Source organism: Nocardioides szechwanensis (assembly GCF_900103935.1).
Classification (GTDB): Bacteria; Actinomycetota; Actinomycetes; order Propionibacteriales; family Nocardioidaceae; genus Nocardioides; species Nocardioides szechwanensis.
In genome coordinates, this window is the sequence record NZ_FNIC01000001.1 from 171,722 (window position 1) to 197,251 (window position 25,530).

Annotated in this window: 22 protein-coding genes; 14 read left to right on the plus strand and 8 right to left on the minus strand. The window is 71.3% G+C overall.

Going from position 1 to position 25,530, the window contains the following annotated elements; translation table 11 throughout:
- Positions 1–11 precede the first annotated feature (11 nt).
- Entirely contained in the window at positions 12–1,367 is a 1,356-nt protein-coding gene (locus BLR90_RS00865) for an NAD(P)/FAD-dependent oxidoreductase (RefSeq protein WP_091021709.1), read from the minus strand.
- 17 nt (positions 1,368–1,384) lie between these two features.
- The gene (locus tag BLR90_RS00870; protein ID WP_091021712.1) at positions 1,385–1,858 is read right to left on the minus strand and encodes an Lrp/AsnC family transcriptional regulator; all 474 of its coding nucleotides are present in this window, start codon (positions 1,856–1,858) and stop codon (positions 1,385–1,387) included.
- 159 nt (positions 1,859–2,017) lie between these two features.
- Between BLR90_RS00870 and BLR90_RS00875 the strand changes: the two genes are divergently transcribed.
- The 5 genes from BLR90_RS00875 to BLR90_RS00895 are packed head-to-tail and all read left to right on the plus strand — an operon-like array spanning position 2,018 to position 7,597.
- Entirely contained in the window at positions 2,018–3,238 is a 1,221-nt protein-coding gene (locus tag BLR90_RS00875; RefSeq protein ID WP_371863146.1) for a polyamine ABC transporter substrate-binding protein, read from the plus strand.
- Positions 3,239–3,244: 6 nt separating this feature from the next.
- Positions 3,245–4,363: an ABC transporter ATP-binding protein gene (locus BLR90_RS00880; RefSeq protein ID WP_091021715.1), complete on the plus strand. Its 1,119-nt coding sequence runs from the start codon at positions 3,245–3,247 to the stop codon at positions 4,361–4,363.
- A complete protein-coding gene (locus BLR90_RS00885; RefSeq protein ID WP_245715079.1) occupies positions 4,360–5,274 on the plus strand; it encodes an ABC transporter permease in 915 nt (304 codons plus the stop codon). The genes BLR90_RS00880 and BLR90_RS00885 overlap by 4 nt, the downstream gene beginning before the upstream one ends.
- Positions 5,274–6,086, plus strand: a complete 813-nt coding sequence (locus BLR90_RS00890) for an ABC transporter permease (RefSeq protein ID WP_091021717.1) — start codon at positions 5,274–5,276, stop codon at positions 6,084–6,086. The genes BLR90_RS00885 and BLR90_RS00890 overlap by 1 nt, the downstream gene beginning before the upstream one ends.
- Complete coding sequence (locus tag BLR90_RS00895; protein ID WP_091021718.1) at positions 6,083–7,597, plus strand: CoA-acylating methylmalonate-semialdehyde dehydrogenase; 1,515 nt, start codon at positions 6,083–6,085, stop codon at positions 7,595–7,597. Before BLR90_RS00890 ends, BLR90_RS00895 begins: the two co-directional genes overlap by 4 nt.
- Positions 7,598–7,647: 50 nt before the next feature.
- Here BLR90_RS00895 and BLR90_RS00900 read toward each other — a convergent pair whose 3' ends face one another.
- Positions 7,648–8,601, minus strand: a complete 954-nt coding sequence (locus BLR90_RS00900) for a hypothetical protein (RefSeq protein ID WP_091021720.1) — start codon at positions 8,599–8,601, stop codon at positions 7,648–7,650.
- A 109-nt stretch (positions 8,602–8,710) separates the two neighbouring features.
- Positions 8,711–10,081: an aspartate aminotransferase family protein gene (locus BLR90_RS00905; RefSeq protein WP_091021722.1), complete on the minus strand. Its 1,371-nt coding sequence runs from the start codon at positions 10,079–10,081 to the stop codon at positions 8,711–8,713.
- A gap of 112 nt (positions 10,082–10,193) precedes the next feature.
- Between BLR90_RS00905 and BLR90_RS00910 the strand changes: the two genes are divergently transcribed.
- The 3 genes from BLR90_RS00910 (at position 10,194) to BLR90_RS00920 (ending at position 14,661) form a co-directional block, all read left to right on the plus strand.
- Entirely contained in the window at positions 10,194–11,825 is a 1,632-nt protein-coding gene (locus BLR90_RS00910; RefSeq protein WP_091021724.1) for an amidohydrolase, read from the plus strand.
- Between the two features lie 70 nt (positions 11,826–11,895).
- Positions 11,896–13,329, plus strand: coding sequence for a gamma-aminobutyraldehyde dehydrogenase (locus BLR90_RS00915; RefSeq protein WP_091021726.1), 1,434 nt, complete (start codon positions 11,896–11,898; stop codon positions 13,327–13,329).
- A gap of 123 nt (positions 13,330–13,452) precedes the next feature.
- Positions 13,453–14,661 carry a saccharopine dehydrogenase family protein gene (locus BLR90_RS00920; RefSeq protein ID WP_091021728.1) on the plus strand — a complete coding sequence of 403 codons (1,209 nt, stop codon included), beginning with the start codon at positions 13,453–13,455 and terminating at the stop codon, positions 14,659–14,661.
- 6 nt (positions 14,662–14,667) lie between these two features.
- Here the strand turns inward: BLR90_RS00920 and mraY are convergent, their stop codons facing one another.
- Positions 14,668–15,753 (minus strand): phospho-N-acetylmuramoyl-pentapeptide-transferase, encoded by a 1,086-nt coding sequence (gene mraY / locus BLR90_RS00925; RefSeq protein ID WP_091021730.1) that lies wholly within the window; start codon positions 15,751–15,753, stop codon positions 14,668–14,670.
- 191 nt (positions 15,754–15,944) lie between these two features.
- Between mraY and BLR90_RS00930 the strand changes: the two genes are divergently transcribed.
- The 6 genes from BLR90_RS00930 to BLR90_RS00950 all read left to right on the plus strand — a co-directional run bounded on the left by BLR90_RS00930 (position 15,945) and on the right by BLR90_RS00950 (position 22,628).
- Positions 15,945–16,505 carry a hypothetical protein gene (locus BLR90_RS00930; RefSeq protein WP_091021732.1) on the plus strand — a complete coding sequence of 187 codons (561 nt, stop codon included), beginning with the start codon at positions 15,945–15,947 and terminating at the stop codon, positions 16,503–16,505.
- Positions 16,506–16,570: 65 nt separating this feature from the next.
- On the plus strand, positions 16,571–18,040 hold the full coding sequence (locus BLR90_RS00935) for an amidohydrolase family protein (protein WP_091021733.1): 1,470 nt from the start codon (positions 16,571–16,573) through the stop codon (positions 18,038–18,040).
- A gap of 40 nt (positions 18,041–18,080) precedes the next feature.
- On the plus strand, positions 18,081–18,368 hold the full coding sequence (locus BLR90_RS21360; protein WP_245715080.1) for a globin domain-containing protein: 288 nt from the start codon (positions 18,081–18,083) through the stop codon (positions 18,366–18,368).
- Positions 18,365–18,547, plus strand: a complete 183-nt coding sequence (locus BLR90_RS21365) for a globin family protein (protein ID WP_245715081.1) — start codon at positions 18,365–18,367, stop codon at positions 18,545–18,547. The genes BLR90_RS21360 and BLR90_RS21365 overlap by 4 nt, the downstream gene beginning before the upstream one ends.
- A 53-nt stretch (positions 18,548–18,600) precedes the next feature.
- Positions 18,601–22,107 (plus strand): ATP-binding cassette domain-containing protein, encoded by a 3,507-nt coding sequence (locus BLR90_RS00945; protein ID WP_091021734.1) that lies wholly within the window; start codon positions 18,601–18,603, stop codon positions 22,105–22,107.
- Positions 22,108–22,253: 146 nt separating this feature from the next.
- Positions 22,254–22,628, plus strand: a complete 375-nt coding sequence (locus BLR90_RS00950) for a PaaI family thioesterase (RefSeq protein ID WP_091021735.1) — start codon at positions 22,254–22,256, stop codon at positions 22,626–22,628.
- Between the two features lie 141 nt (positions 22,629–22,769).
- On the opposite strand, the gene BLR90_RS00955 is transcribed toward BLR90_RS00950, so the two are convergent.
- The 3 genes from BLR90_RS00955 to BLR90_RS00965 form a co-directional block, all read right to left on the minus strand.
- Complete coding sequence (locus BLR90_RS00955) at positions 22,770–23,330, minus strand: hypothetical protein (RefSeq protein WP_218029319.1); 561 nt, start codon at positions 23,328–23,330, stop codon at positions 22,770–22,772.
- A gap of 311 nt (positions 23,331–23,641) precedes the next feature.
- Positions 23,642–24,196 (minus strand): M15 family metallopeptidase, encoded by a 555-nt coding sequence (locus BLR90_RS00960; protein WP_091021736.1) that lies wholly within the window; start codon positions 24,194–24,196, stop codon positions 23,642–23,644.
- A 137-nt stretch (positions 24,197–24,333) separates the two neighbouring features.
- The gene (locus BLR90_RS00965; RefSeq protein ID WP_091021737.1) at positions 24,334–25,518 is read right to left on the minus strand and encodes a saccharopine dehydrogenase family protein; all 1,185 of its coding nucleotides are present in this window, start codon (positions 25,516–25,518) and stop codon (positions 24,334–24,336) included.
- Between the last annotated feature and the right edge of the window lie 12 nt (positions 25,519–25,530).

Sequence of the window (25,530 nt, forward strand, 5' to 3'; positions counted from 1 at the left end):
CGTCTCAGGAGTCAGCCGAGCAGCGGCGCGACGGCCCTTGCCACCACGCTCTGACGTCCGGTCAGACGCTCCTCCGCGTCGGCGACGGTCATCGCGCGCAGCCCGGCGTTGATGCCGAGCCACCGCAGCGGCTCGGGCTCCCACGCGCGCGAGGCGTGCCCGACCCACGGCAGCCGGGTCAGCTCGGTGTCGCGGCCGAGCACCAGGTCGCGCAGGGTCCGCCCGGCGAGGTTGGACGTCGCCACCCCGTCCCCGACATAGCCGCCGGCCCAGCCGAGACCGGTGGCCGGGTCGACGCCGACCGAGGCGCACCAGTCGCGCGGGATCCCGAGTGGCCCGCCCCACGCATGGGTGACCTGGGTGCCGGCGAGCACCGGGAACAGCTCGACCAGCGTCTTGAGCAGCCGCGCGTGCACGCCCCGGTCACGGTCGTAGCCCGGCCTGATCCGCGACCCCAGGTGGTACGGCGCCCCACGGCCGCCGAACGCCAGCCGCCCGTCGGCGGTGCGCTGGCCGTAGATGATCAGGTGCCGGTGGTCGGTGAAGGTCTCGCGCTCGCGCAGCCCGATCTCGTCCCAGACGGCGTCGGTCAGCGGCTCGGTCGCGATCATCAGCGAGTAGACCGGCGCCACCGCCCGCCGTCGCCCGGGGAGCAGGGCGGTGAAGCCCTCGGTCGCCCGCAGCACGTGCCGCGCCCGTACCGTCCCCCGGTCGGTCACCGCGGCCCCGGGCTCGATCGAGGTGACCCGCGTGCCCTCGAAGACCTCGACGCCGCGGCCCTCGACCGCGCGGGCCAGCCCGCGCACGAGCCGGGCGGGCTGGATGACCGCGCAGTCGGGCGTGTAGGTCGCCCCCAGGATCGCGCTCGCCCCGACCCGGGCCGAGGCCTCCGCCCCCTCCATCAGCCGTACGTCGGTCTCGTCGCGGCCCCAGGTGCGCGCGGCCGCGACCTCCTGCTGTGCCCGCTCCCACTGGGGCCCGCTGCGGGCCAGGGTGATCGTGCCGCCCTTGGCGACGTGCGCGTCGATGCCCTCGGCGGCGGCGACCCGCACCACCTCGTCGACGGTCGCGCGCATCGCCGCGTGCTGCGCCAGCGCGCCCGCGCGGCCGCCCAGCCCGGCGAGGGTGGCGGGCGAGGCCGGGAAGAGCGCCGAGCACCAGCCGCCGTTGCGCCCGGAGGCACCGAAGCCCGCGACCTCGCTCTCGAGCACCGCGATCCGCAGCGCCGGGTCGGCCTCGGCGAGGTAGAAGGCGGTCCAGAGCCCGGTGAAGCCGGCCCCCACGATGGCGACGTCGACCTCGCGGTCACCGTCGAGCGGCGCCCGGGGAGCCCAGGACTCACCGGCGGTCGCGTGCCACAGCGACAAGCCGGCGTACCGAGAGCTCAGCGAACGCCCCAGGAGTAGGTCTGCTTGCGGAGCTTGAGGTACATGAAGGTCTCGGTGGACACGACGCCCTCGAGGGAGCGGATCCGGCTGGAGATCAGGTCGAGCAGGTGCTCGTCGGTCTCGCAGACGACCTCGACCAGCAGGTCGTAGCGCCCGGCCGTGATCACGACGTAGTCGACCTCGTCGAGCTCGGCCAGGGCGTCGGCGACGCCCTCCAGGGGCCCGCTGACGGTCACGCCGATCATCGCCTGGCGCGCGAAGCCGAGCTGCAAGGGATCGGTGACGGCCACGACCTGCATGACCCCGCTCTCGACCAGGCGCTGCACGCGCTGGCGCACCGCGGCCTCGGAGAGCCCGACCACCTTGCCGATCGAGGCGTAGGAGCGCCGGCCGTCCTGCTGGAGCTGCTCGATGATCGCCTTGGAGACCTCGTCGAGGGCCACGCCGGTCCGCTCCTGCTTGCGCGTCATGGCGCCGATCCTTGCAGTCGCGTCGCCAGGGGCCAAGAAGTACGCAGGAATTCGTTGCGATCGTGTTTCGTGCCAACGGTTTCCCTTGTTTGCGGTGCCTGCCTCTGAAACTATCCACTCTCAGAGGCCCCGATCGCCACAGGAGGTACGTGCATGTCCGTGGATCCGGCACGAATGGACGCGCTGATGCGTCTGGCCCGTCTGAGCAACGGCGACCGCTCGGGTGTCGGACGGCGGACGTTCCTGCGGGGCGCGTCCCTCTCCGCGCTGGCGGTGGGCGTGCCGGGGCTGCTGAGCGCCTGCGGCACCGACTCCCAGACGCAGACCACCGACAGCTGCAAGAGCACCGACATCTCCGCCGACGAGCCGGTCCTCAACTTCGCCAACTGGCCGGAGTACATCGACGTCAAGGGCAAGGCTATGCCCAGCCTCCAGGCGTTCGAGGGCGAGTCGGGCATCACGGTCAACTACAACGCGGAGATCAACGACAACAACGAGTTCTTCGGCAAGGTCAAGGACCAGCTGGGTGCCTGCGAGCCCACCGGCCGCGACATCATCACGCTGACCGACTGGATGGCGGCACGCCTGATCGGCTACGGCTGGATCCAGGAGCTGGACAAGGCCAACCTTCCCAACGTCGAGGCCAACCTCAAGGCAGACCTGAAGTCGCCCACCTGGGACGAGGATCGCGCCTACAGCGTCCCGTGGCAGAGCGGCCTGACCGGTATCGCCTACAACGCCAAGTACACCGGCGAGATCTCCAGCTTCGAGGAGCTCATGACGCGCCCCGACCTCAAGGGCAAGATCAGCCTGCTCTCGGAGCTGGGCGACACGATGTTGTTCATGCTGCTGCTGGAAGGGGCCGACCCGAGCGACTTCGACTCCGAGGAGTGGGACGCCGCCATCGCGCGGCTCGAGGGCTACGTGGGCTCCGGCCACATCCGCAAGTTCACCGGCAACAACTACATCCGCGACCTCAACGCCGGCAACCTGGTGGCCTGCGAGGCGTGGTCCGGCGACGTGATCGCCATGCAGTACGACAACCCCGACATCAAGTGGGTCGTACCCGAGGAGGGGCTCGGCATCTGGTCCGACAACATGCTGGTGCCCAACCGCGCCGACCACAAGGCCAACGCCGAGAAGCTCATGAACTACTACTACGAGCCGGAGGTGGCGGCCACGCTGGCCGCCTGGGTCAACTACATCTGCCCGGTCGAGGGCGCCCAGGAGGCGATGGAGAAGATCGACCCGTCGCTCGTCGACAACCCGCTGATCTTCCCGGACGACGAGTTCCTGGCCAACGCCTACGGCTTCATGGGCCTGGAGGACAAGGTCCGACAGCAGTACGACAAGGACTTCGCCCGGGTCATCGGGGCCTGAGGACAGATGAGCGGCGACCTGACCCTGACGTCCGTCACCAAGTCGTTCGGCAGGTTCACCGCTGTCGACGACCTCTACCTCACCATCCCCGAGGGGTCGTTCTTCGCCCTGCTGGGGCCGTCCGGTTGTGGAAAGACCACGACCCTGCGGATGGTGGCCGGGCTCGAGGAGCCCACGGCCGGCACGATCACGTTGGGCGAGCAGGACATCACCCGGCTGAAGCCCTACAAGCGGCCCGTCAACACGGTGTTCCAGAGCTACGCGCTCTTCCCGCACCTCACGATCGCGCAGAACGTCGCCTTCGGCCGTCGCCGCCAGGGCCACAAGAACGTGGACTCCGAGGTCGAGAAGATGCTGGAGCTCGTGGAGCTGCAGGCGATGGCCAAGCGGCGGCCGGCCCAGCTCTCCGGCGGCCAGCAGCAGCGCGTCGCCCTGGCTCGTGCCCTCATCAACCAGCCGCAGGTCCTGCTGCTCGACGAGCCCCTGGGCGCGCTCGACCTCAAGCTGCGTCGTCAGATGCAGATCGAACTGAAGCGGATCCAGACCGAGGTGGGGCTCACCTTCGTCCACGTCACCCACGACCAGGAGGAGGCCATGACCATGGCCGACACCGTGGCCGTGATGAACGGCGGGCGGATCGAGCAGCTGGGCGCGCCCGAAGAGCTCTACGAGGCGCCCGCCACCACCTTCGTCGCCAACTTCCTCGGCCAGTCGAACCTCGTGGCCGGCAAGGTCGTCGGCCGGGACGGCTCCGTCATCCATCTGGACGTGGAGGGCACCGCCATCACGGCGGGATCCGCCCGCGCCCGCTCCGACGAGGGTGACGTCTGGGTCGGCGTACGGCCCGAGAAGGTCTACATCAGCGAGAAGGACGAGGAGCGCGGCGACGAGCTCAACTGCCTGGTGGGAGGTGTCGTGAGCGACGTGAGCTTCGTGGGAGTCAGCACCCAGTACCTCGTGCGCATGCCTTGGGGTCAGGAGCTCACCGTCTTCGAACAGAACACCGGCAACCGCGAGCGCTTCCGACCCGGCGACCCCGTCGACCTGCTCTGGCGCCCCGAGCACACCTTCCTCCTCGACGCCTCCCAGGACGCGGCCGCCGGGGTGGACCGGGAGGGCGAGTGAGCGGCGCCAGGGACCTGCCGGCCGCGCCGGTCGACAAGGCCTTGCCCGGGCACAGCGACGAGGACACCCGTCGCCGGGGGCCGGCCGGCTACCTGCTGATGCTGCCCGGTGGGCTGTGGCTGGCGCTGTTCTTCGTCGTGCCCACCGTCACGCTGGTCAGCACCAGCCTCTACGACCCCTCGGGGTCGCTGGCCCTCGGCTACCAGATGACCGGGCACTGGCAGAACTACACACAGTCGCTCTCCGACTACTCGCCCCAGATCGTCCGGTCCTTCCTCTACGCCCTCATGGCCACCGCCGCCTGTGTGCTGCTGGGCTTCCCGCTCGCCTACGCGATCGCCTTCAAGGCCGGCCGCTGGAAGTACGTGATGCTGGTGGCGGTGATCGCCCCCTTCTTCACCAGCTTCCTCGTGCGCACCCTCGCCTGGCAGTACCTCCTCGGCGACAACGAGTTCCTGGTCTCGATGCTGCGCAAGGTCCACATCCTCGGGTCCGACGGCTACCTGCTCGACACGCCGTTCGCGGTGGTGACGGGGCTGACCTACGGTTTCCTGCCGTTCATGGTGCTGCCCCTCTACGCGTCGCTGGAGAAGATCGACCCGCGGCTCCTCGAGGCCGGCGCGGACCTCTACGCGTCACCCCTGTCCGTCTTCCGCCACGTGACGCTGCCGCTGGCGATGCCGGGCCTGGTCGCCGGCACGCTGCTGACCTTCATCCCCGCGTCGGGCGACTACATCAACGCCGAGCTGCTGGGCAACCCGCGCACCCGCATGGTGGGCAACGAGATCCAGGACCTCTTCGGAGCCGGTGACTACCCCACGGCGGCGGCGCTGTCGGTGACGCTGATGGTGGCGATCGTCGTACTGGTCCTGGTCTACGTACGGCGCGCCGGTACCGAGGAGCTGCTCTGATGGGCCGCGCCGGACGCTGGCTGGGAGAGCACCTCCTGCTCTTCCTGGGACTGCTCGTGCTGCTCTACATGTTCGTGCCGGTCTTCGTCGTGATCCTGATGTCCTTCAACGATCCGGCCAGCCGCAACAGCTACACCTTCGACGGGTTCACGCTGCACAACTGGGCCAACATCTGCGAGCCCTACCAGATGTGCTCCTCGCTCGCCCTCAGCCTGCGGATCGGCTTCTTCGCGACGCTCGGCGCGACGCTGCTCGGGACGTTGATGGCGTTCGCGATGGCACGCCACCGCTTCCGCGGCCGCGGCGCCGTGAGCCTCTTCATCTTCCTGCCCATGGCCACCCCCGAGATCGTGATGGGCTCCTCGCTGCTGGCGCTCTTCGTGAGCAGCGGGGCCGCGGGGATCCTCGGCTTCTGGACGATCTTCATCGCCCACGTGCTCTTCTGCCTGTCCTTCGTGGTGGTCACGGTGAAGGCCCGGCTGGCCGGGCTCGACCCGCGCCTGGAGCAGGCCGCGATGGACCTCTATGCCAACGAGTGGCAGACGTTCTGGCGGGTGACCTTCCCCCTGGTCTTTCCCGGCATCCTCGCCGCGGCGCTGTTGTCGTTCTCGCTGTCCTTCGACGACTTCATCATCACCAACCTCAACGCCGGCCAGGAGGTCACGTTCCCGATGTTCGTCTGGGGCGCGGCCCAGCGGGGCATCCCTCCTCAGATCAACGTGATCGGCACGATCATGTTCGTCGTCGCGCTGGTGATCGTCGCGTCCGGCGAGCTCGGCAGTCGCCGCCGCGCGGGCAAGCTGGGGACATGACGAAGCCGAAGCTGTACGACGTGGTGCCGCACTGGCGGGCCGGCTCGGCGTGGGCGGGCTCGGGTGAGCGCCGTGGCGATGTCTACGACCCGGCGACCGGTGCGGTCGCACGGCAGGTCGCGTTCGCGTCGGGTGACGACGTCTCCTCGGTGGTGGCGGCCGCCGTCGACGCGGGCCGGGAGTGGGCGGCGGCGTCGCTGACGCGGCGTACGTCGGTGCTGTTCGCGTTCCGCGAGGTGCTCGCGAGGCGGCGCTCGGAGGTGGCCGCGGCGATCACCGCCGAGCACGGCAAGGTGCTCGACGACGCGCTCGGCGAGGTACAGCGCGGCCTGGAGGTCGTGGAGTTCGCGTGCGGCGCGCCGCACCTGCTCAAGGGGTCGTTCAGCGACGGGGTGTCCGGCGGCGTCGACGTCTACTCGATCCGCCAGCCGCTCGGTGTCGTTGCAGTGATCTCGCCGTTCAACTTCCCGGCGATGGTGCCGCTGTGGTTCGTGCCGGTCGCGATCGCGTGCGGCAACGCGGTGGTGCTCAAGCCGTCGGAGAAGGACCCGTCGGCCTCCCTGCTGCTGGCCGAGATGTGGGCCGAGGCGGGCCTGCCGGCCGGGGTGTTCTCGGTGCTCCAGGGCGACAAGGTCGCGGTCGACGGGCTGCTCACGCACCCGGACGTGAAGGCGGTGTCGTTCGTCGGGTCCACCCCGATCGCCCGCTACGTCTACGAGACCGGCACCACCCACGGCAAGCGAGTGCAGGCTCTCGGCGGCGCCAAGAACCACATGGTCGTACTGCCCGACGCCGACCTCGAGGCCGCCGCCGACGCCGCCGTCTCGGCCGGCTTCGGGTCCGCGGGGGAGCGGTGCATGGCGATCTCCGCGCTGGTCTGCGTCGACCCGGTCGCCGACGCGCTGGTGCCGCTGATCGCCTCGCGGATGGCTGCGTTGGTGACCGGTGACGGCCGGAGTGGCTGTGACATGGGGCCGCTGGTGACCGGCGCCCACCGCGACAAGGTGGCCGGCTATGTCGCTGCTGGCATCTCTTCCGGGGCTTCGCTGGTGGTCGACGGGCGCTCGGTCGTGCCGTCGGGGTCGTCGGGCGGGTTCTGGCTGGGGCCGACGCTGTTCGACCGGGTGACGCCCGGGATGTCGATCTACGACGAGGAGATCTTCGGCCCGGTGCTGTCCGTCGTCCGGGTGGCGACGTACGACGAGGCGCTCGCGCTGGTCAACGCCAACCCCTACGGCAACGGCGCCGCGATCTTCACCCACGACGGCGGCGCCGCCCGGCGTTTCCAGCGCGAGGTCGAGGTCGGCATGGTCGGCATCAACGTCCCGATCCCGGTGCCGATGGCCTACTACTCCTTCGGCGGCTGGAAGTCCTCGCTCTTCGGCGACACCCACGCCCACGGCACCGAGGGCGTCCACTTCTTCACCCGCGGCAAGGTCGTCACCTCCCGCTGGCCGTCGCCCGACTCCCCGCGCCCCGGCGTCGACCTCGGCTTCCCGCAGCACACGTGACTGACCGCCGAGTCGGCGTAGATCTCCCGCCGAGTCGGCGTAGATCTCCTTCAGACGAAGTAGCGACGTGCGCCCAGTGACGCGCGGGCGATGTCGTAGGCGGCCCGCAGGCGCTGCTCGGCGTCCTGGTGGTGCCCGAAGACGTTGTTGCGTCGGAGGACCTCGACCATCCATCCGCGTTCAGAGCTGAGCCACGCGCGCCGCTCGGTGTCGTGGGCGACCTGGCCCGGGCTGCTGTGCCATTGCTCGCCGTCGTACTCGGCGGCGAGCAGAAGGTCCTCCAAGCCGAAGTCCAGGATGAAGACGACGACACCGTCGACGATGACCGGGATCTGCGTCGTGGGTCGTGGAAGGCCGGCAGCGTTCCAGCGTCGACGGGAGGCGCTCTCGCCGAACGACTGCGAGCCCCCGTCCGCCTGCGGAGCGAGCCCGCGCAGGCCGACTACACCGCGTCGCCGCTTGAACCTCTCGATCTCGGAAAGCAGCTCCTGATGGTCAACGCCCAGCGCGAGCATCGCGTCCATGCCCGCGAGACGCAGGTCGTCGGTGGGTTGCAGCCGGCCGAGGTCGAGAGCCGTGCGCAGCGGTGTGGTCACGACGATGCCGTGCACGACCATGAGGTCGCGCTCGAGCATCTCGCGCTCCCCGCTCACAGTCAGCTCGTTGCGCAGGCGTCCATGGTCGCTGGGCCGGAAGCAGGACACGGGCGGTACAGCGAGGTGCTCATTCGGTGCCATCGCGTTGGGGGCGCCGTGGAGCCAGGCTGCGGTCCGATCGGTCATGACGCAGTCGCCCGGCACGACAAGTGCGAGTGCGTCGCAGCGAAGCTCGATCGAGTCCGGCACGGCGTCAGCGACGTACACCCCGGCGACCAGACGGCGTAGGTAGCCGGTCTGCGTGAGTGCGTAGAGCAACTTGTCCTTGACGCCGGCTTCGCGAGCGTCCTGTGTGGTGAACGGTCGGTCCAGCGGCAGCAGCGTCGGTGCGTCGTCGTACGAGGTCATCCTCTGGACGTGCCCTGCGAGCGCCGTCGATACGCCACGAGTTGGTCGGCCTGTGGACAACCCTCGGACTGGCAGGGAGATCTGCGCCGACTCGGCGGGCACTAACAGGTCAGAGCAGCGACCCCGCCTTGTCGAGGACGACCCGCAGGATCTGCTCGATCTCGTCGAAGTGGGACTGGTCGCAGATGAGCGGGGGAGACAGCTGGACGACGGGGTCGCCACGGTCGTCGGCGCGGCAGTAGAGGCCCTCGGCGTAGAGCGACTTGGAGACGAAGCCGAACAGCAGGCGCTCGCACTCCTCGGCGGTGAACGTCTCCTTGGTGTCCTTGTCCTTGACCAGCTCGATGCCGTAGAAGTAGCCGTCGCCGCGGACGTCGCCGACGATCGGCAGGTCCTTGAGCCGCTCGAGCGTCGCGCGGAACCCGTCCTGGTTCGCCAGCACGTTGTCGAGGACCTTCTCCTCCTCGAAGATCCGCAGGTTCTCCAGGGCGACCGCGGTCGAGACCGGGTGCCCGCCGAACGTGTAGCCGTGGGCGAACATCGCGCCCGGCTCCAGGAACGGCTCCATCAGGCGGTCGGAGGCGATCATCGCGCCCAGTGGCGCGTAGCCCGAGGTGATCCCCTTGGCGCAGGTGATCATGTCGGGCAGGTAGCCGTAGCGCTCGGCGCCGAACATGTGCCCCAGCCGCCCGAACGCGCAGATGACCTCGTCGGAGACCAGCAGTACGTCGTACTCGTCGCAGATCTCGCGGACCCGCTGGAAGTAGCCCGGGGGCGGCGGGAAGCAGCCGCCGGCGTTCTGGACCGGCTCGAGGAAGACCGCGGCGACGGTGTCGGGGCCTTCGTTCTCGATCGCGACCGCGATCTGGTCGGCGGCCCACAGGCCGAACGCCTCCAGGTCGTCGGCCCGCTCGGGCGCGCGGTAGAAGTTGGTGTTGGGCACCCGGAACGTCGAGGGCACCAGCGGCTCGAACTGCTGCTTGAGCCCCGGCAGCCCGGTGATCGAGAGCGCGCCGGCGGTGGTGCCGTGGTAGGCGATCGCGCGGCTGATGACCTTGTGCTTCATCGGCTTGCCGGTGAGCTTGAAGTAGTTCTTCGCGAGCTTCCACGCGGTCTCGACGGCCTCGCCGCCGCCGCTGGTGAAGAAGACCCGGTTGAGGTCGCCGGGGGCGTACGACGCCACCTTCTCGGCGAGCTCGATCGCGTTGGGGTGGGCGTAGGACCACAGCGGCATGAACGCCAGCTCCTTGGCCTGCGCCGCCGCGGCCTCGGCGAGCTCGGTGCGCCCGTGGCCCAGCTGGGAGACGAAGAGCCCGGCGAGCGCGTCGAGGTACTTCTTGCCCTTCGCGTCCCAGATGTAGGCGCCCTCACCGCGCACGATCACCGGCACGTCGGCGTCGGCGTAGGAGCCGTGCCGGGTGAAGTGCATCCACAGGTGGTCCTTGGCGGCGCGCTGCAGGTGGTCGTAGTCCAACGTCATGCCCCCATGGTGCTGCCCTCCCGGCCGAGTCGCAAGTGAATCCTCTGTGAAACGGCCGAATTTCGACGGAATCCGTTGCCGCGAGGTAACAAGGGCCTGCTAGACATGCGCCATGTCGACGAACGGGGCAACCACCGTGCTGCGGGGCGGCACCCTCTTCGACGGTCAGCAGTACGTCGGTCCGGGCACCGTCGTCGTCCGCGACGGCCGGGTCGCGGCCGTGCTCGGCCCCGACGACCCGGGCCCGGCGGGCGCCGAGGTGATCGACGTCGCGGGGGGACTGGTCGCGCCGGGGTTCGTCGACGCGCACGTGCACGCGGTGCAGGGCGGGCTGGAGCGGATCCGTTGTGACCTCTCCGAGCTCGACGGCCGCGACGCCTACCTCGACCACATCCGCACCTATGCGACACAGCACCCCGAGCTGCCGTGGATCCTCGGCGGTGGCTGGGCGATGTCGGCCTTCCCCGGAGGCAAGCCGACCGCCGCCGACCTCGACCGCGTGGTGCCGGACCGACCGGTGTTCCTGCCCAACCGCGACCACCACGGCGCCTGGGTCAACACCCGGGCCCTCGAGATCGCGGGCATCGACGCAAGCACGCCCGACCCGCCGCACGGACGCTTCGAGCGGGACGCCGACGGCGCGCCGACCGGCACGCTCCACGAGGGCGCCATGCACGCGGTCGCCCGCCACGCCCCGGCGACCGGCGACGACGAGTACTACGCCGCGCTCCTCGCCGGCCAGGCCTACCTCCACTCGCTCGGCGTCACCGGCTGGCAGGACGCGATCATCGGCGCCTACGCAGGCATGGACGACCCCGGCCCGACCTACCTGCGGGCGGCCCAGCGCGGCGACCTCACCGCCCACGTGGTCGGCGCGCTCTGGTGGGACCGCGAGCGCGGCGAGGAGCAGATCGCCGACCTGGTCAGCCGCCGCGAGGCGTTCACCCACGGCCGCTTCCGCGCCACCAGCGTCAAGGTCATGCAGGACGGCGTCGCGGAGAACGGCACTGCCGCGCTGCTGACGCCGTACCTCGACAGGTGCGGGCACCCCACCACCAACACCGGCCACTCCTTCGTCGACCCGCTGATCCTGCGCCGCGCCATCACCCGCCTCGACGCCGAGGGCTTCCAGGTCCACGTCCACGGCATCGGCGACCGCGGCGTCCGCGAGGCGCTGGACGCCTTCGAGGGGCTCGACCCCGCTGCCGACCGGCGGCACCAGATCGCGCACCTCCAGCTGGTCCACCCCGACGACGTACGCCGCTTCGCCGACCTCGGCGTCGCGGCCGACATCCAGGCGCTGTGGGCCTGCCTCGACGAGCAGATGGTCGACCTGACACTGCCGGTGCTGGGGGAGGAGCGGTCGCGGTGGCAGTACCCCTTCGGCGACCTCCACCGCGCCGGCGCCCGCCTGGTCGCCGGCAGCGACTGGCCGGTCAGCACGCCCGACCCGCTCCAGGCGATCCACGTCGCGGTCAACCGCACGGCGTACGGCGAGAGCGGGCCGGCCGGCGAGCAGCCGTTCCTGCCCGAGCAGGCGATCGACCTGGCCACCGCGTTCGCCGCCTACACGTCCGGCAGCGCCTGGGTGAACCACCGCGACGACGCCGGCCGCCTCGCCCCGGGCGCTGTCGCCGACCTGGTGGTGCTCGACCGCGACCCCTTCACGGGACCGCCGGGAGAGATCGGCGCCGCCCGGGTCGTGTCCACCTGGGTGGACGGAACCCCCGTCTATCAGGCCTGAGCCAACGAAATCCGTGGGATGGACAGGGCAACCCCTACAGATTCCGTTGCTCTGTCATTAGGCTCCCCGCATGACCGACCTGACCTTCAAGAACGTCGTCAACGGTGAGCTCGTCGACTCGGCCTCGGGCGAGACCTACGAGGTCATCGATCCCAGTACCGGCGAGGTCTACGCCAAGGCGCCGATGTCGGGGGCCGAGGACATCGACCGCGCGTACGCCGCCGCCGACGCCGCGTTCGCCGGCTGGGGGGACACGACGCCCCAGGAGCGGGCGCGTGCGCTGCTCCACATCGCCGACGCGATCGACGCGCGCGCCGACGAGCTGGTCAAGGTCGAGTCGCGCGACACCGGCAAGCCGCTCGGGCTGACCGCCTCGGAGGAGCTGCCGCCGAGCTCCGACCACTTCCGCTTCTTCGCCGGCGCCGCGCGGGTGCTGGAGGGGAAGTCCGCCGGCGAGTACATGAGCGACCACACCTCCTTCATCCGCCGCGAGCCGATCGGCGTCGTCGGGCAGGTCACGCCCTGGAACTACCCGCTGATGATGATGATCTGGAAGATCGCCCCGGCGCTCGCCGCCGGCAACACCGTCGTACTCAAGCCCAGCGACACCACGCCCGCGTCCTCGACGCTGCTGGCCGAGATCTGCCAGGAGTTCCTGCCGCCGGGCGTGCTCAACGTCGTCTGCGGAGACCGCGACACCGGGCGTGCGCTGGTCGAGCACCGGACGCCGCAGATGGTCTCGATCACCGGCTCGGTGCGCGCCGGCATGGAGGTCGCGGGCGCCGCGGCAGCCGACGTGAAGCGGGTCCACCTCGAGCTCGGGGGCAAGGCGCCGGTGATCGTCTTCGACGACGCCGACGTCGAGAAGGCCGCCGCCGCGATCGCCGAGGCCGGCTACTTCAACGCCGGCCAGGACTGCACCGCAGCCACCCGCGTGCTGGCCGGACCCGGGGTGTACGACGACTTCGTCGCCGCGCTCGCCGAGCAGGCGAAGGGCATCCGCACCGGCATGCCCGACGACGAGGACGTCCTCTACGGCGCCCTCAACAACGCGACCCAGCTCGACCGCGTCGCCGGGATGGTCGACCGCCTGCCCGATCACGCCAAGCTCGAGACCGGTGGCGCGCGCCAGGGCGAGGCCGGCTACTTCTACACGCCGACCGTGCTGTCCGGCCTCAAGCAGGACGACGAGCAGATCCAGGACGAGATCTTCGGCCCGGTGATCACCGTGCAGAAGTTCGGCGACGAGGCCGAGGCGCTGCGCTGGGCCAACGGCGTGCGCTACGGCCTGTCGGCGTCGGTGTGGTCGAAGGACCACGGCACCGCGATGCGGATGTCGAAGCGCCTCGACTTCGGCGTGGTCTGGATCAACACCCACATCCCGTTCGTCTCCGAGATGCCGCACGGCGGCTTCAAGCACTCCGGCTACGGCAAGGACCTGTCCATGTACGGGCTCGAGGACTACACCCGGATTAAGCACGTCATGTCCTACATCGGCGGCTAGGCGCCGTGAAACGCGGCGCCTGGCTGCGTTGTCGTCGCTCGACGGCCCGCTTCGCTCAAAGGCCGCCTTCGCTCCTCCGCCTTGCCATGCACCACGTTTGACGACGCCTAGAAGGGCTACATCATGAGGATTCTCCTGGTCGGCGCCGGCGGCGTCGGCTCCGCGTTCACCGCGATCGCGGCGCGCCGCGACTTCTTCGAGGCGATCGTGATCGCCGACTATGACCCGACCCGCGCCGAGAAGGCGGCCGCCGTGGACCCGCGGTTCACGGCCGGGCAGATCGACGCCTCCGACGCGGCCTCGGTCACCGCGCTGTGCCAGGAGCACGGCATCACCCACGTGATGAACGCCGTCGACCCGATCTTCAACATGCCGATCTTCGAGGGCGCCTTCGCCGCCGGCGCCGACTACCTCGACATGGCGATGTCGCTGTCCAAGCCGCACCCCGAGGCGCCGTACGAGAAAACCGGCGTCAAGCTCGGCGACGAGCAGTTCGCGGTCGCTGACCAGTGGGAGAGCGCCGGACGCCTGGCCCTCGTCGGCATCGGCGTCGAGCCCGGGCTCTCCGACGTGTTCGCGCGGTACGCCGCCGACCACCTGTTCAGCGAGATCGACGAGCTCGGCACCCGCGACGGCGCCAACCTGGTGGTCACCGACGACGACGGCAACGAGATCTTCGCGCCGTCGTTCTCGATGTGGACCACGATCGAGGAGTGCCTCAACCCGCCGGTCATCTGGCAGGACGGTGCCTGGTTCACGACGCCGCCGTTCAGCGAGCCGGAGGTCTTCGACTTCCCCGAGGGCATCGGCCCGGTCGAGTGCGTCAACGTGGAGCACGAGGAGGTGCTCCTGATGCCGCGCTGGGTCGACTGCAAGCGCGCGACCTTCAAGTACGGCCTCGGCGACGAGTTCATCAACATCCTCAAGGTGCTGCACACCCTCGGACTCGACAGCACCGAGAAGGTACGAGTGAAGGGCGTCGAGGTCAGCCCGCGCGACGTGGTCGCCGCTGTGCTGCCCGACCCCGCCACCGTCGGTCCTCGCATGAAGGGCAAGACCTGCGCCGGCCTGTGGGTCACGGGCAAGGGCAAGGACGGCGCCGACCGGTCGACGTACCTCTATCACGTGGTCGACAACGAGGAGACGATGCGCGAGTACGGCCACCAGTGCGTGGTCTGGCAGACCGCGATCAACCCCGTCGTCGCCCTCGAGCTGCTCGCCAACGGCACCTGGAGCGGGGCCGGCGTCCTCGGCCCGGAGGCCTTCGACGCCGTACCGTTCCTCGACCTGCTCACCGAGTACGGCAGCCCGTGGGGGATCAAGGAGCTCTGAGCCGGGTCAGCCCAGCCAGTCGGCGTAGAAGATCCCGAGGCCGGCCACCACGCACAGGCCCGCGATGATCCAGAAGCGGATGACCACGGTGACCTCGTCCCAGCCCAGGTGCTCGAAGTGGTGGTGGATGGGGGCGATCCGGAAGATGCGGCGCCCGGTGCCGGTGAGCCGCCTGGTGAGCTTGAAGTAGCTCATCTGCAGGAGCACCGACATCGTCTCGAGCACGAAGAGCCCCGCGATGACGGCCATCAGGAGCTCGGTCCTCGACATGATCGCCAGGCCGGCCAGCGCACCTCCGATGGCGAGCGAGCCGACGTCGCCCATGATGATCCGGGCCGGGTTGGCGTTCCACCAGAGGAAGCCGATGCAGGCCGTGGCGATGGCGGCCGAGAAGACCGCGAGGTCGAGGGGGTCGCGCGCCACGTAGCACTGGGACTCCACCACGCTCGGCCGGAGCGACCCGCACTGATGGTTGTTCTGCCAGAAGTTCACGACCGTGTAGGCGCCGAACACCATGGCCGAGGTGCCGGCCAGCAGGCCGTCGGCGCCGTCCGCGAGGTTGGCGCCGTTGGAGGTCGCCGTCACGATGAACCAGATCACCAGCAGGACCACGACCAGGGGCAGCTTGATCCCGAAGTCGTGCGTGGCGGAGAGGTACTGCGACGCGGGCCTGACGCCGCGTTCGTCGGCGAAGTACTGCGTCGCCAGGAGCCCGAACCCGAGAGCGACCACCGTCTGCCCGGCCATCTTGACGCGGCTGGTCAGCCCCTGGTTGTGCTGGGTGTAGACCTTGATGAAGTCGTCCGCGAACCCGACGACTCCGCAGCCGAAGAACAGCAGCAGCAGGAGCCAGACACTGGCGGTGGGCCGACTCCCGGTCAGCAGCGTGGCGATGAGGTACGCCGCCGTGGCGCTCGCCAGGACCACCAGCCCGCCCATGGTCGGCGTGCCCTGCTTGACGTGGTGCGTCGTCGGGCCGTCGTCCCGGATCGGCTGGCCGAAGCCGTGCCTCGTGAACCAGCCGATGGCGAGTCGGGTCCCGAGCAGGGAGAAGATCACCGCCAGCGCGCTGCTGAGCAGGATGGCCCGCATGTGGTTTCTCTCTCAGCCTTGGGGATGGTCGACCGCCGCGGGCAGCAGAACCACCCGCGCACATTGTGTGCCATGAAGGTCCCCGGCTCGTCGACCCACACGCGCAACATCCTGGGACGCATCCGCGTCCCAGGGACATGAACGGCTCGCTTACTCCTGCGTGGCTCCTGACCACGGCGTGCCTGTGTGGCGTGCTCACCGGCTGCGCCAGTGAGGGGAACGGCAGCACTTTCTCGCCGACCCTGGCGTCGTCCAACGCCGAGGCTGGAAGCAGTTCGGTCGTCCCGCCGGGAAGCGTCCCGTGGAGCGCCCGTGACGACTTCGACGCGTGGCACCCGCCGTTGCCGCCCGGCCAGGACTTCTGGCCGACAGAGCCGCCCAGCCGCTGGCCAGACCTTCGGGTCCGCCTGGTGATTCCGGACACCGCGTACGCGGGCCAGACCGTCGAGTACGCGGTGCTGATCCGGAACGAGTCCCAGCAGGTCGTCGACCTCCGCCCCTGCGGCGGCTATCGGCAGGAGGTGCAAGTCGTCGGGGCGGGACTGGCCGCCGAGCCCGTGGAGGGCGGCGAGTCGCGGTTTCGCCTGAACTGTGACGAGTCGCCCCGACTCCGGCCCGACGAGCAGCGCAGCTATGCCATGCGCCTCGTCGCACCCGAGGGCCTGTCGGGCGACGAGATCCTGGTCACCTGGGGGTTCATCGACAACCTGCCCGACTTCGAGGCTCAGCAGTGGCTGGTGTTGTCGCACTAACCTGTCGAGCGGGGTTGGTGGGCTTCGCCAAGAGTGCGCGCAGGCCGCTCGCCTAGGTTGGCCGGGTGAGCACCCCCGTCCTGCTGACCGGTGGCACCGTCGTCGACCCCGAGCGCGGTACGACGACGGGCCAGGACGTGCTGGTGCGTGACGGCAAGGTCGCCGAGCTCGGCTCGGTGGCGGCGCCCGAGGGCGCGATCACCCTCGACGTCACCGGCCTCGTGGTCGGGCCGGGCTTCGTCGACCTGCACAGCCACGTGCACTCGGTCGCCGGCCAGCGGCTCCAGGCCTACGACGGCGTCACGACGGCCCTGGACCTGGAGGCCGGGCTGATCCCGGTCGCCCGCGCCTACACCGAGGCCGCGCAGCAGGGACGGCCGCTGCACTACGGGTTCTCGGCGTCGTGGGGCGGCGCGCGCGCCAAGGTGCTGCTCGGAACCGAGCCCGACGCCACCCTCGAGACTGGGCTGGGCGTGCTCGGCGAGCGCGGCTGGCAGCGCGGGTCGAGCCCGCGCGAGCTGGCCGACAGCCTGGCCCTGATCGAGCACGAGCTCGGCGACGGGGCTCTCGGCATCGGCATCCTCCTGGGCTACGCCCCGCGCCTCGACCCCGAGGAGTACCTCGCCGTCGCGCGCCTCGCCGCCGCCGCCAACAGACCGACGTACACGCATGTGAGGGAGCTGGTCGAGGCCGACCCCACGACCCCGATCGACGGCTCCGAGGAGGTCGTGCGCGCGGCCGCCGAGACCGGCGCGGCGATGCACCACTGCCACGTCAACAGCACCTCGCGACGCCACGTCGACCGGGTGCTCGCGACGCTCGAGCGCTCTCGCGCCGAGGGTTCGCGGGTCACCGTCGAGGCTTATCCGTACGGCGCCGGCGCCACCGCCGTCGGCGCGGCCTTTTTGGAGCCGGCGCGGCTCGGGGCCTGGGACATCGGGCCGTCGAGCATCGTGATGCTCGGGACCGGCGAGCGCGTCCGCGACGAGCGGCGCCTGCTCGAGCTGCGTGCGGACTCGCCGGGCGCGCCGTGCATCATCGAGTTCCTCGACGAGACCGACCCGCTCGACGCGGCCCTGCTCCGCCGCTCGCTCGAGCACCCCGACGCGATGGTCGCCAGCGACGCGATGCCCGTCTACTGGCCCGACGGCGCCCGTGACAGCCGCGAGTGGCCGCTGCCGCCGGGCGGTTCGACGCACCCGCGCACGGCCGGCACGTTCCTGCGGGCGCTGCGGATGATGGTGCGCGAGCAGGGCGCCTGGAGCTGGCCGGAGGCGTTCCGCCGCTGCTCCTACCTCCCGGCACAGGTGCTCGCGGAGACCACGGACGCCGTACGCGGCAAGGGCCGCCTGTCCGTCGGCGCCGACGCCGACCTCGTCGTCCTAGACCCCGACGCGGTCACCGACCGCGCGACGTACGCCGACCCCACGCGGCCGTCGTACGGCGTCCGGCACCTGCTGGTCGACGGGCACCTGGTGATCCGCGACGGCGATCTCGACACCTCGGCCTACACCGGTCGCCCGGTTCGCGCTTGAGGGGCGGCGGGCCGCGCTGCCCGCGTGGCACGATCTGGCCATGGTGGACGAGGAGCCGACGCTCTACGACTGGGCCGGTGGCCAGGAGGCGCTGCGGCGCCTGATCGACTGCTTCTACGACCGGGTGGAGGCCGACGACCAGCTGAGCCGGTTCTTCCCTGGCGGGGTCACCGAGGAGCACCGCGCGAACGTCACCGACTGGTGGGCGGAGGTCTTCGGCGGACCGGACGCCTACACCCGCGACCGCGGCGGCTACGAGAACATGCTCGCCCACCACCGCGGCTCGGCATCACCGCCGAGCAGCGGCACCGGTTCGCCTCCACCATGAGCCTGGCCGCCGACGACGCCGGGCTGCCCGACGACCCGGAGTTCCGCGCGGCCCTGGTCGGGTACGTCGAGTGGGGCACCCGGCTCGCGCTCCAGAACTCCCAGCCCGACGCCGACGTCGTCGAGCACGCGCCCGTCCCGCGCTGGGGCTGGGGCGTCGCCCCGCCCTACCAGCCGTAGCCGCCGATATTGGGGCGACGACTGTCGGTGCGGCCACGTAGCGTCGTACCCCTATGACCACGACTCTCGGCGCCGACCGTCCCACGAGCACCCCGGCCGCCGACCATCCCGCGCGGGGGGCGGCTGTCGACTGGCGCCGGCTCCGCGGACCGGTCGCGGTGTGGGCGCTGGTGGCCTGCCAGGTGGCGGCGATCGGTACGTCGCTCGGCTCGCTGGTCGCCGGCAAGCTCGCCGAGGACGCAACGGGTCGGCTGGTCGGCATCCTTGCGCTCTGCGTGGTGGGCGCCGCGGTGCTCGACACGGCTGCGCGCACGCTGTGGGCGGGCGTGGTCGACCGCGCGGAGGGGCACCTGCGCTCCGACCTGCTCGACGCGGCGATGCACCAGCCGCTGTCGGCGCTCACCGAGCAGGCGGTCGGCGAGGTGCTCGACCGGGTTGACGACGACACCCACGAGGTCGGCACCCTGCTGCGGCAGAGCGCCTGGATGGCGATCCGTACGACGCTCGCCGCCGGCCCGCTCTGGATCGTCGCCGGCGTCACGTGGTGGCCGGCGTTCATCCTCTTCCCGATCACCGGGTGGGCGGCGCTGGCCGTCGTCCGCCCCCTGCTGCCGGAGATCTCCACCCGCAAGGTGGTCGAGGAGGCCGCGTGGACCGACCACGCCGCCGCGCTCGAGGAGGGCATCGCCGGACGTGACGACATGCGGGCCAGCGGCGGCCAGGCCCACGTGCTGCGTCGCTGCACCGAGCTCGCTGCCAAGGTGCACGAGCTCTTCGACGCGGTGCTCCGGCTCGAGGCCACGGTCACCCGGCGCACCGGCACGATGCTCCACGCCGTGCTCGCCGCCACCGCGGTGGGCGGCGTCGCGCTCGTCACCACCGACCACCTGTCCACGGCCTCGCTGGTCACGCTGTTCCTGGTGACGACGATGTTCGTCGGCCAGGTCGACCAGCTGGCGCGGCACCTGCCCGACCTCCAGGCCGGCTTCGGGGCCGTGCTCCGGCTGCGCGGCCTGCTCGGCGCGGAGCGCGAGCCCACCGGCGGCCTGCCGGTGCCCGAGGGCCGGCTCGACGTCCACTTCTCCGACCTGCACTTCGCGTACGCCGAGGGGCGGTTCGCCCTGCGCGACGTCGAGCTCGAGGTCCCGGCCGGCACCACCACGGCCCTGGTCGGGCGCACCGGCTCCGGCAAGTCCACGCTGGCCGCGCTGCTGTCCCGGGCGGTCGAGCCCGAGCGCGGCACGGTCTTCCTCGGCAACGTCGATGTACTCGACCTCGACCTCAACTCGCTGCGCTCCGCCGTCGGCGTGGTCACGCAGCGCACCGAGATCCTCGCCGGCACGCTGGCGGAGAACATCGCGCTCTTCGAGGACCTCCCGCGAGACCGCATCGTCGCCGCCGTCGTCGAGCTCGGCCTCGACGACTGGGTCGCCGGACTCACCGAGGGTCTCGACACCCTGCTCGGCCCCGGGGGCACCACGCTGTCGGCGGGGGAGGAGCAGCTGGTCGCGTTCGCCCGGCTGCTGGTGCGCGACGTCAGCGTCGTCGTACTCGACGAGGCCACCGCCCGGATGGACCCCGTCACCGAGGCCGCCGTCGTCCGCGCCTCCGAGCGGCTGCTCTCCGGGCGCACCGGCCTGCTCGTCGCCCACCGCCTCTCGACCACCGAGCGCGCCCAGCAGGTCGCCGTCCTCGACGGCGGCCGCGTGGTGCAGCGCGGTCTGCGCCACGAGCTCGCGGCCGCGGCCGGACCGTTCCGCTCGCTGCTCGAGGCCTCCGCCGAGGAAGACCGGGCCGCGCCCGTCGAGGCGTCCACCAGCCAGGTCGGCACCGCCCGCCGTGTGGGGGAGCCGCCGGCCCCGCCGGAGATGGAGCCCGTCCCGAGCCTGACGCGCGCCACCTGGTCGGCGCTCGTCATCGAGCCCCAGTGGGGCGCCCTGAGCATCTTCATCTTCCTGGCCTCCGCGCTCTGTGGCGCCTTCGGCGCGGTCACCGGCTGGATCTGGGGCCACCTGGTCGTCGCGCTCCAGCGCGGCGAGACCCCGACCATGCTCACGATGTACGTCGTGGTGTCGCTGATCGTCTCCCCGCTGCTGCTGGCCGAGGCGATCCGGCTCTACCCGCGCTGGTGGATCGCGGTGTTGCTGCGGGTCAGGATGACCGTCCTGGCCGGGCAGACCGACCAGCGCCGGCTCAACCGCACCCCTCCCGGCGAGGTGGTCGCCCGCACCATGGACGCCGACCGGATCGCGCGCTACGCCGACCGCTGGGTCGACTTCGTCAATGGCCTGGCGATCGCGGCGATCACCGCGATCCTCGCCCAGAGCTGGCTCGCCGGCGGCGTTCTGCTCGCCGTCATGGTCGCCTCCGCCCTCGCCTCGTCACTGGGCCGCAAGGTCGCCGGTCGCTCGGCGGCATCGTCGGCCAAGGCGCGGGCCGGGTTCGGCCGCTCGCTGGTCTCGGCCCTCGACTCCGTACGCACCGTCAAGCTCGCCGCCTCCACCCCGAGCGTCCACGGCCACCTGCGCAAGGTCGACAGCGGCCGGGTCGACGCCGCCGTACGCGAGCACCGCGTGCAGGCCCTCCTCGACGGCGTACCCATCGTCATGGTCCAGGGCGGCGTCGTCGCCGCTTGGGGCGTGATGGTCGCCGGCGGCTGGGGCCTGGCCACGGCGCTGCTGGTGGCCGGCGCGGTCAACGGCTTCGACTGGTTCGGCCGGGTCGCGGGCGCGGTCGTCACCGAGGCCCCGGGCACGCGTGCCTGGATGCAGACCACCAGCCGGCTCGCCGGCGGCGGTGACCTGATGCATCTCCCGCCCGGCGTCGACCTGGTCCACGGCAAGGCCCCCGGGCCCACGCCCGACCCCCGCGACCCGCTACACACCCTCGAGCTGGTCGGCCTCTCCGCCATCCACGACGACGGCACCATCGGCGTCAGCGACGTCGACCTGACCGTCGGCTCCCAGGAGCTCGTCCTGCTCCTCGGTCAGGTCGGCTCCGGCAAGTCCAGCCTGCTCTCCACCCTTGCCGGCCTGGTCTCCAGCACCGGCGAGATCCGCTGGAACGGCGTCCGCGTCGACGATCCCGAGACCTTCCTGCGCCCCGGCCGGGTCGCCCACGTCGCCCAGGTCCCGCGCGTCCTGTCGGGCACCTTCACCGACAACGTCCGCCTCGACCACCCGGACCGCGACGTCCTCCCCGCCCTCGAGGCCGCCCGGATGATGCTCGACGTCGACGCCGCCGGTGGCCCCGACTCCCTCGTCGGCCACCGCGGTGTCCGCCTCTCCGGCGGCCAGGTCCAGCGCCTCGCCCTGGCCCGCGGCCTCGCCGCCGACGCCGAGCTCCTCCTCGCCGACGACGTCTCCTCCGCCCTCGACGCCGCCACCGAGATCGAGCTCTGGTCCGCCCTCCGCGCCCGCGGCGCCACCGTCATCGGCGCCACCAGCAAACGCGCCGCCCTCGCCCAGGCCGACCGTGTCGTCGTCCTCGCCGAAGGCCGCGTGGCTGCTGTCGGGCCGTGGGCGGAGCTTGCGCCGGACTGGGGCCACCTCGCGGGGTAGGCCCCCCGGACGTCATACGAAAAGTGGATGCGACTCCACGATTCGTATGACGTTACGGCGGAGTCGGTTGCGTTCCCGACGAGCATCTGTACGCCGGGTCGCGTCCGCGCCAGAGTGCCTAGCGTCGCTGCGGGTACCGCCCGCCCATGCCCGACAGCGACCCCGGCTTCACCGCCCTCATCGGTGCCCCCGCCCCCACGGCCAACGACGGCGAGGCGCGCCTCGAGATCGACGTCGACGACCGCCACCTCAACCCCTCCGGTGCCGTCCATGGTGGCCTGCTCGCCACTCTGGTCGACATAACCATGGGCGCCGCGGTCCGCAGCGCAGCCGATGGCGAAGGCGCCGCCACCAGCCAGCTCTCCGTCACCTACCTCCGCCCCGGCAAGCCAGGAAAATTGGTGGTGACGGCCACCGTGCGCAAGCGTGGCGAGAACCTCACCGTCTGCGAAGCCGACATCGCCCAGGACGGTCAGTCGCTGGTCCACGCGCTAGCGACCTTCGCGCTTATCGACAGGTAACAACCTACGGAACTTGACCATGACGGAGTGGCCGTTGCCGCTGTCGCGGCGTTTGCGGCGGAAGGACGCGCTGAGGCGCCACTCGCGTGACCAATCGCAGCCTCGCCGAGTTCCGTTATGAGGAACTGCTCGAACGAACCCTCAGACGTGTCCGCTGAGCTGGGCCAATCGCACAGCGAGGGCGTCGACCATCGCGCTGGACTTCTTGGAAGAGATGGCCGAGTTGCGGTCGCCGCCCTGGCTGGAGACCGGGAGCACGTCGACCGAGAGCTTCGCGCTGCCGGCCAGGGCCCGGAGTTCGTCGAGCTTGGCGGCGAAGGGTGAGCCGCTGCCGGGGGAGTAGTAGTCGACGACGTCGTCCAGGTCGTCGGCGTACAGGTCGGCCTTGGTCACGGCGATGACGAGCCAGACCGGCCGGTCGCGGCGTACTGCCATCGAGGCGATCCGGTGCGCGGTGATCGCCCAGTCCTCGAGCTCGGCGGCGAGCTGCTCCTCCAGGGTGGCCGTGGCCGCTCCGGTGGTACCCGCCGGTCGCCGCGGGGTGGCGTAACCGTTGGCGACCACGTGGATGACCCCGTCGACCGGCTCGTCGTGGAAGACCTCGTCGAGGGCGCCCAGGCGCGTGGCCGCGTTGTCGCCCGGCACCACCAGGAAGCGGAAGCCCTTCAGGCGGGAGGAGCGACGGGTACGTCGCTCCATCACCCGCCGAGCCGACCTCGGTCACGCCGTTGTTGGCGGTACGGCGGGCCAGGCGGTCGACGAGCTGGCTCTTGCCGACGCCGGTCATCCCCGTGACCGCGACGGTTGGGAACCTCCGCCGGAACAGGTGGCCCATCCGCTCGGGGGCTGACGCGAGACCGGTCAGCACGGTGCCGGCGATGGTGGCTCCGAGGGCGGCGCGACCCGAGCCGGGCAGGATCGTCCGGAGCCGGGTGGCGGGGTGGGACACGGTGCCTCCTGAAGCGCATTCTCGAGCGTGCTGGCACGTCCGAGCCTACGTTCCGCCGTGATCCTCAGCTGCGGCTGCTGCCGTCGGGCAGCATCTCGGGGCACTCGCCGCCGGGGGTGGTGGCCAGCTCGTAGTGCCACGCCTCGTTGGCGAAGGTCTGGCACAGGCCGTAGTCAGACCCGTGCTGGCTGAGCCAGCTCATGGCATCGGTGGGGCCGAGGTCGACGGCGCCGCCGGTGACGTGCGCGGAGGTGTCGGGGGTGGAGACCCAGCGGAGGGCCTCTTCCTCGCTGCCGTACTCGTCCACGGCTTCGTCGAAGAGACGTTGCTGCTGCTCGCGGCTGCGCCAGCCGCTGGTGACGCTCATCGGCACGCCGTCGTCGCGCGCGTCGCTCGCCGCGGCCTGGACGGCCTCGAGCAGGTCGGCGTCGAGGTTGCCGATCGTCGGGTCGTCGACGTCGTACGGGTCGTGGGGACCGGACTTGGGCGGGAGGTCGCGGGGTGCCTGCGGCTGGTGGTGGTCAGCCCGCTGCGGCTGGGCGTGGGGGAGCTCCTTGTACGGCTCCGGCTCCGTGGTGCCGGCGCTCGAGAGCGCGAGGACGAGCAGCGTTGTTGCCACGAGGCCATGGGTTCGAGTGAGATGAATGGTCACCTCATCCACGGTGCCGAGCGGGCCGCTCGCAGACCTCCGTCGCAGGTGCCGAGCCGCCCACCCGGAGGACAGCCCGTCTCCTCCGTACGGGGTGGGCCGGTCGGCTACCCGGGCTGGTGGGGGGCCACGACCTCGAAGCGGACCCCGGCACGTTCGAGACGCGCGGTCAGGGCCGTGCCCATCGCCTGGGCGGTGGTGACCTGCCCGGCGGTGGACGGGTTGTCGTCGAGCGCCAGGCACAGCGCGCTCTCGGCCAGCGCGATGCCCGAGAGGTCGTAGGGATCCATCCCGCTCACCCGCGCATGGACGGTGGTCGGGCCGGCCTCGGCGATCATGTCGACGGTGAACGTCGAGCGGCCGCGGACCTCGTCGGACGGCCCGGTGCCCGACGGAAGCCGGCGGGTCAGGAACCGGCGTACGGGCGCGATCTGAGCGGCCGCGACCGCGACCCCGACGCCGCCCAGGGCGCCGACGAGCACCGGCGCGCGCCGGATGCCGGCCGCGTGGGAGTAGGAGAAGTCCGGTCCGAAGTCCGCCATGGCCGCCCCGCTGCGCGCGACGATCTCCTGGTCGATGGCGGGCAGGGGGAGCAGCCAGCACCCGAGCAGCGGGTCGCGTGAGGGCCGCAGCGTCACCGGGCGCGACCGTCGACCATCGGCCGGGGCAGGCTCCACGGCGGCGCGCTCCCGAGCCGCTGCCCGCATCTGCGGGATCCGCGAGGCGACCCCGAGGAGCGAGGCGAAGGTGCCGCCCGAGACGCCGCCCTCGGCCCGCACCACGCCGCGCAGCCGCACCGGTCGATCGGTGGTGGGCAGCTGCCGGACGGTGAACAGCGCGCCCAGGTCATGAGGCACGGAGTCGAAGCCGCACGAGTGGACGAGGCGGGCCCCGCTCGCGAGCGCCGTGGCGTGGTGGCGCAGGTAGGTGCGGTCCACGAACTCCGGCTCGCCGGTCAGGTCGACGTAGTCGGTGCCGACAGCCGCGCAGGCCGCGACCAACGGGTCGCCGTGCTCGAGGTAGGGGCCGACCGCCGCGATCACGACGCGGGACCGCTCCGCCAACACCTTGAGCGCCGTCGCGTCGTGGCTGTCGACCACCACCAGTTCCAGGTCTGCCAAGCCTGGCGCGATCGCGGCGAGGCGGTCCCGCAGCGCCGACAGCTTCTCCGCGCTACGTCCCGCCAACGCCCATCGCAGGTCGGCCGGGGCGGTGCGGGCCAGGTGCTCGGCGGCGAGGGTCCCGGTGAAGCCGGTCGCGCCCACCAGGACGACATCGAGGTCTCGGGTCACGCCCCGATGCTA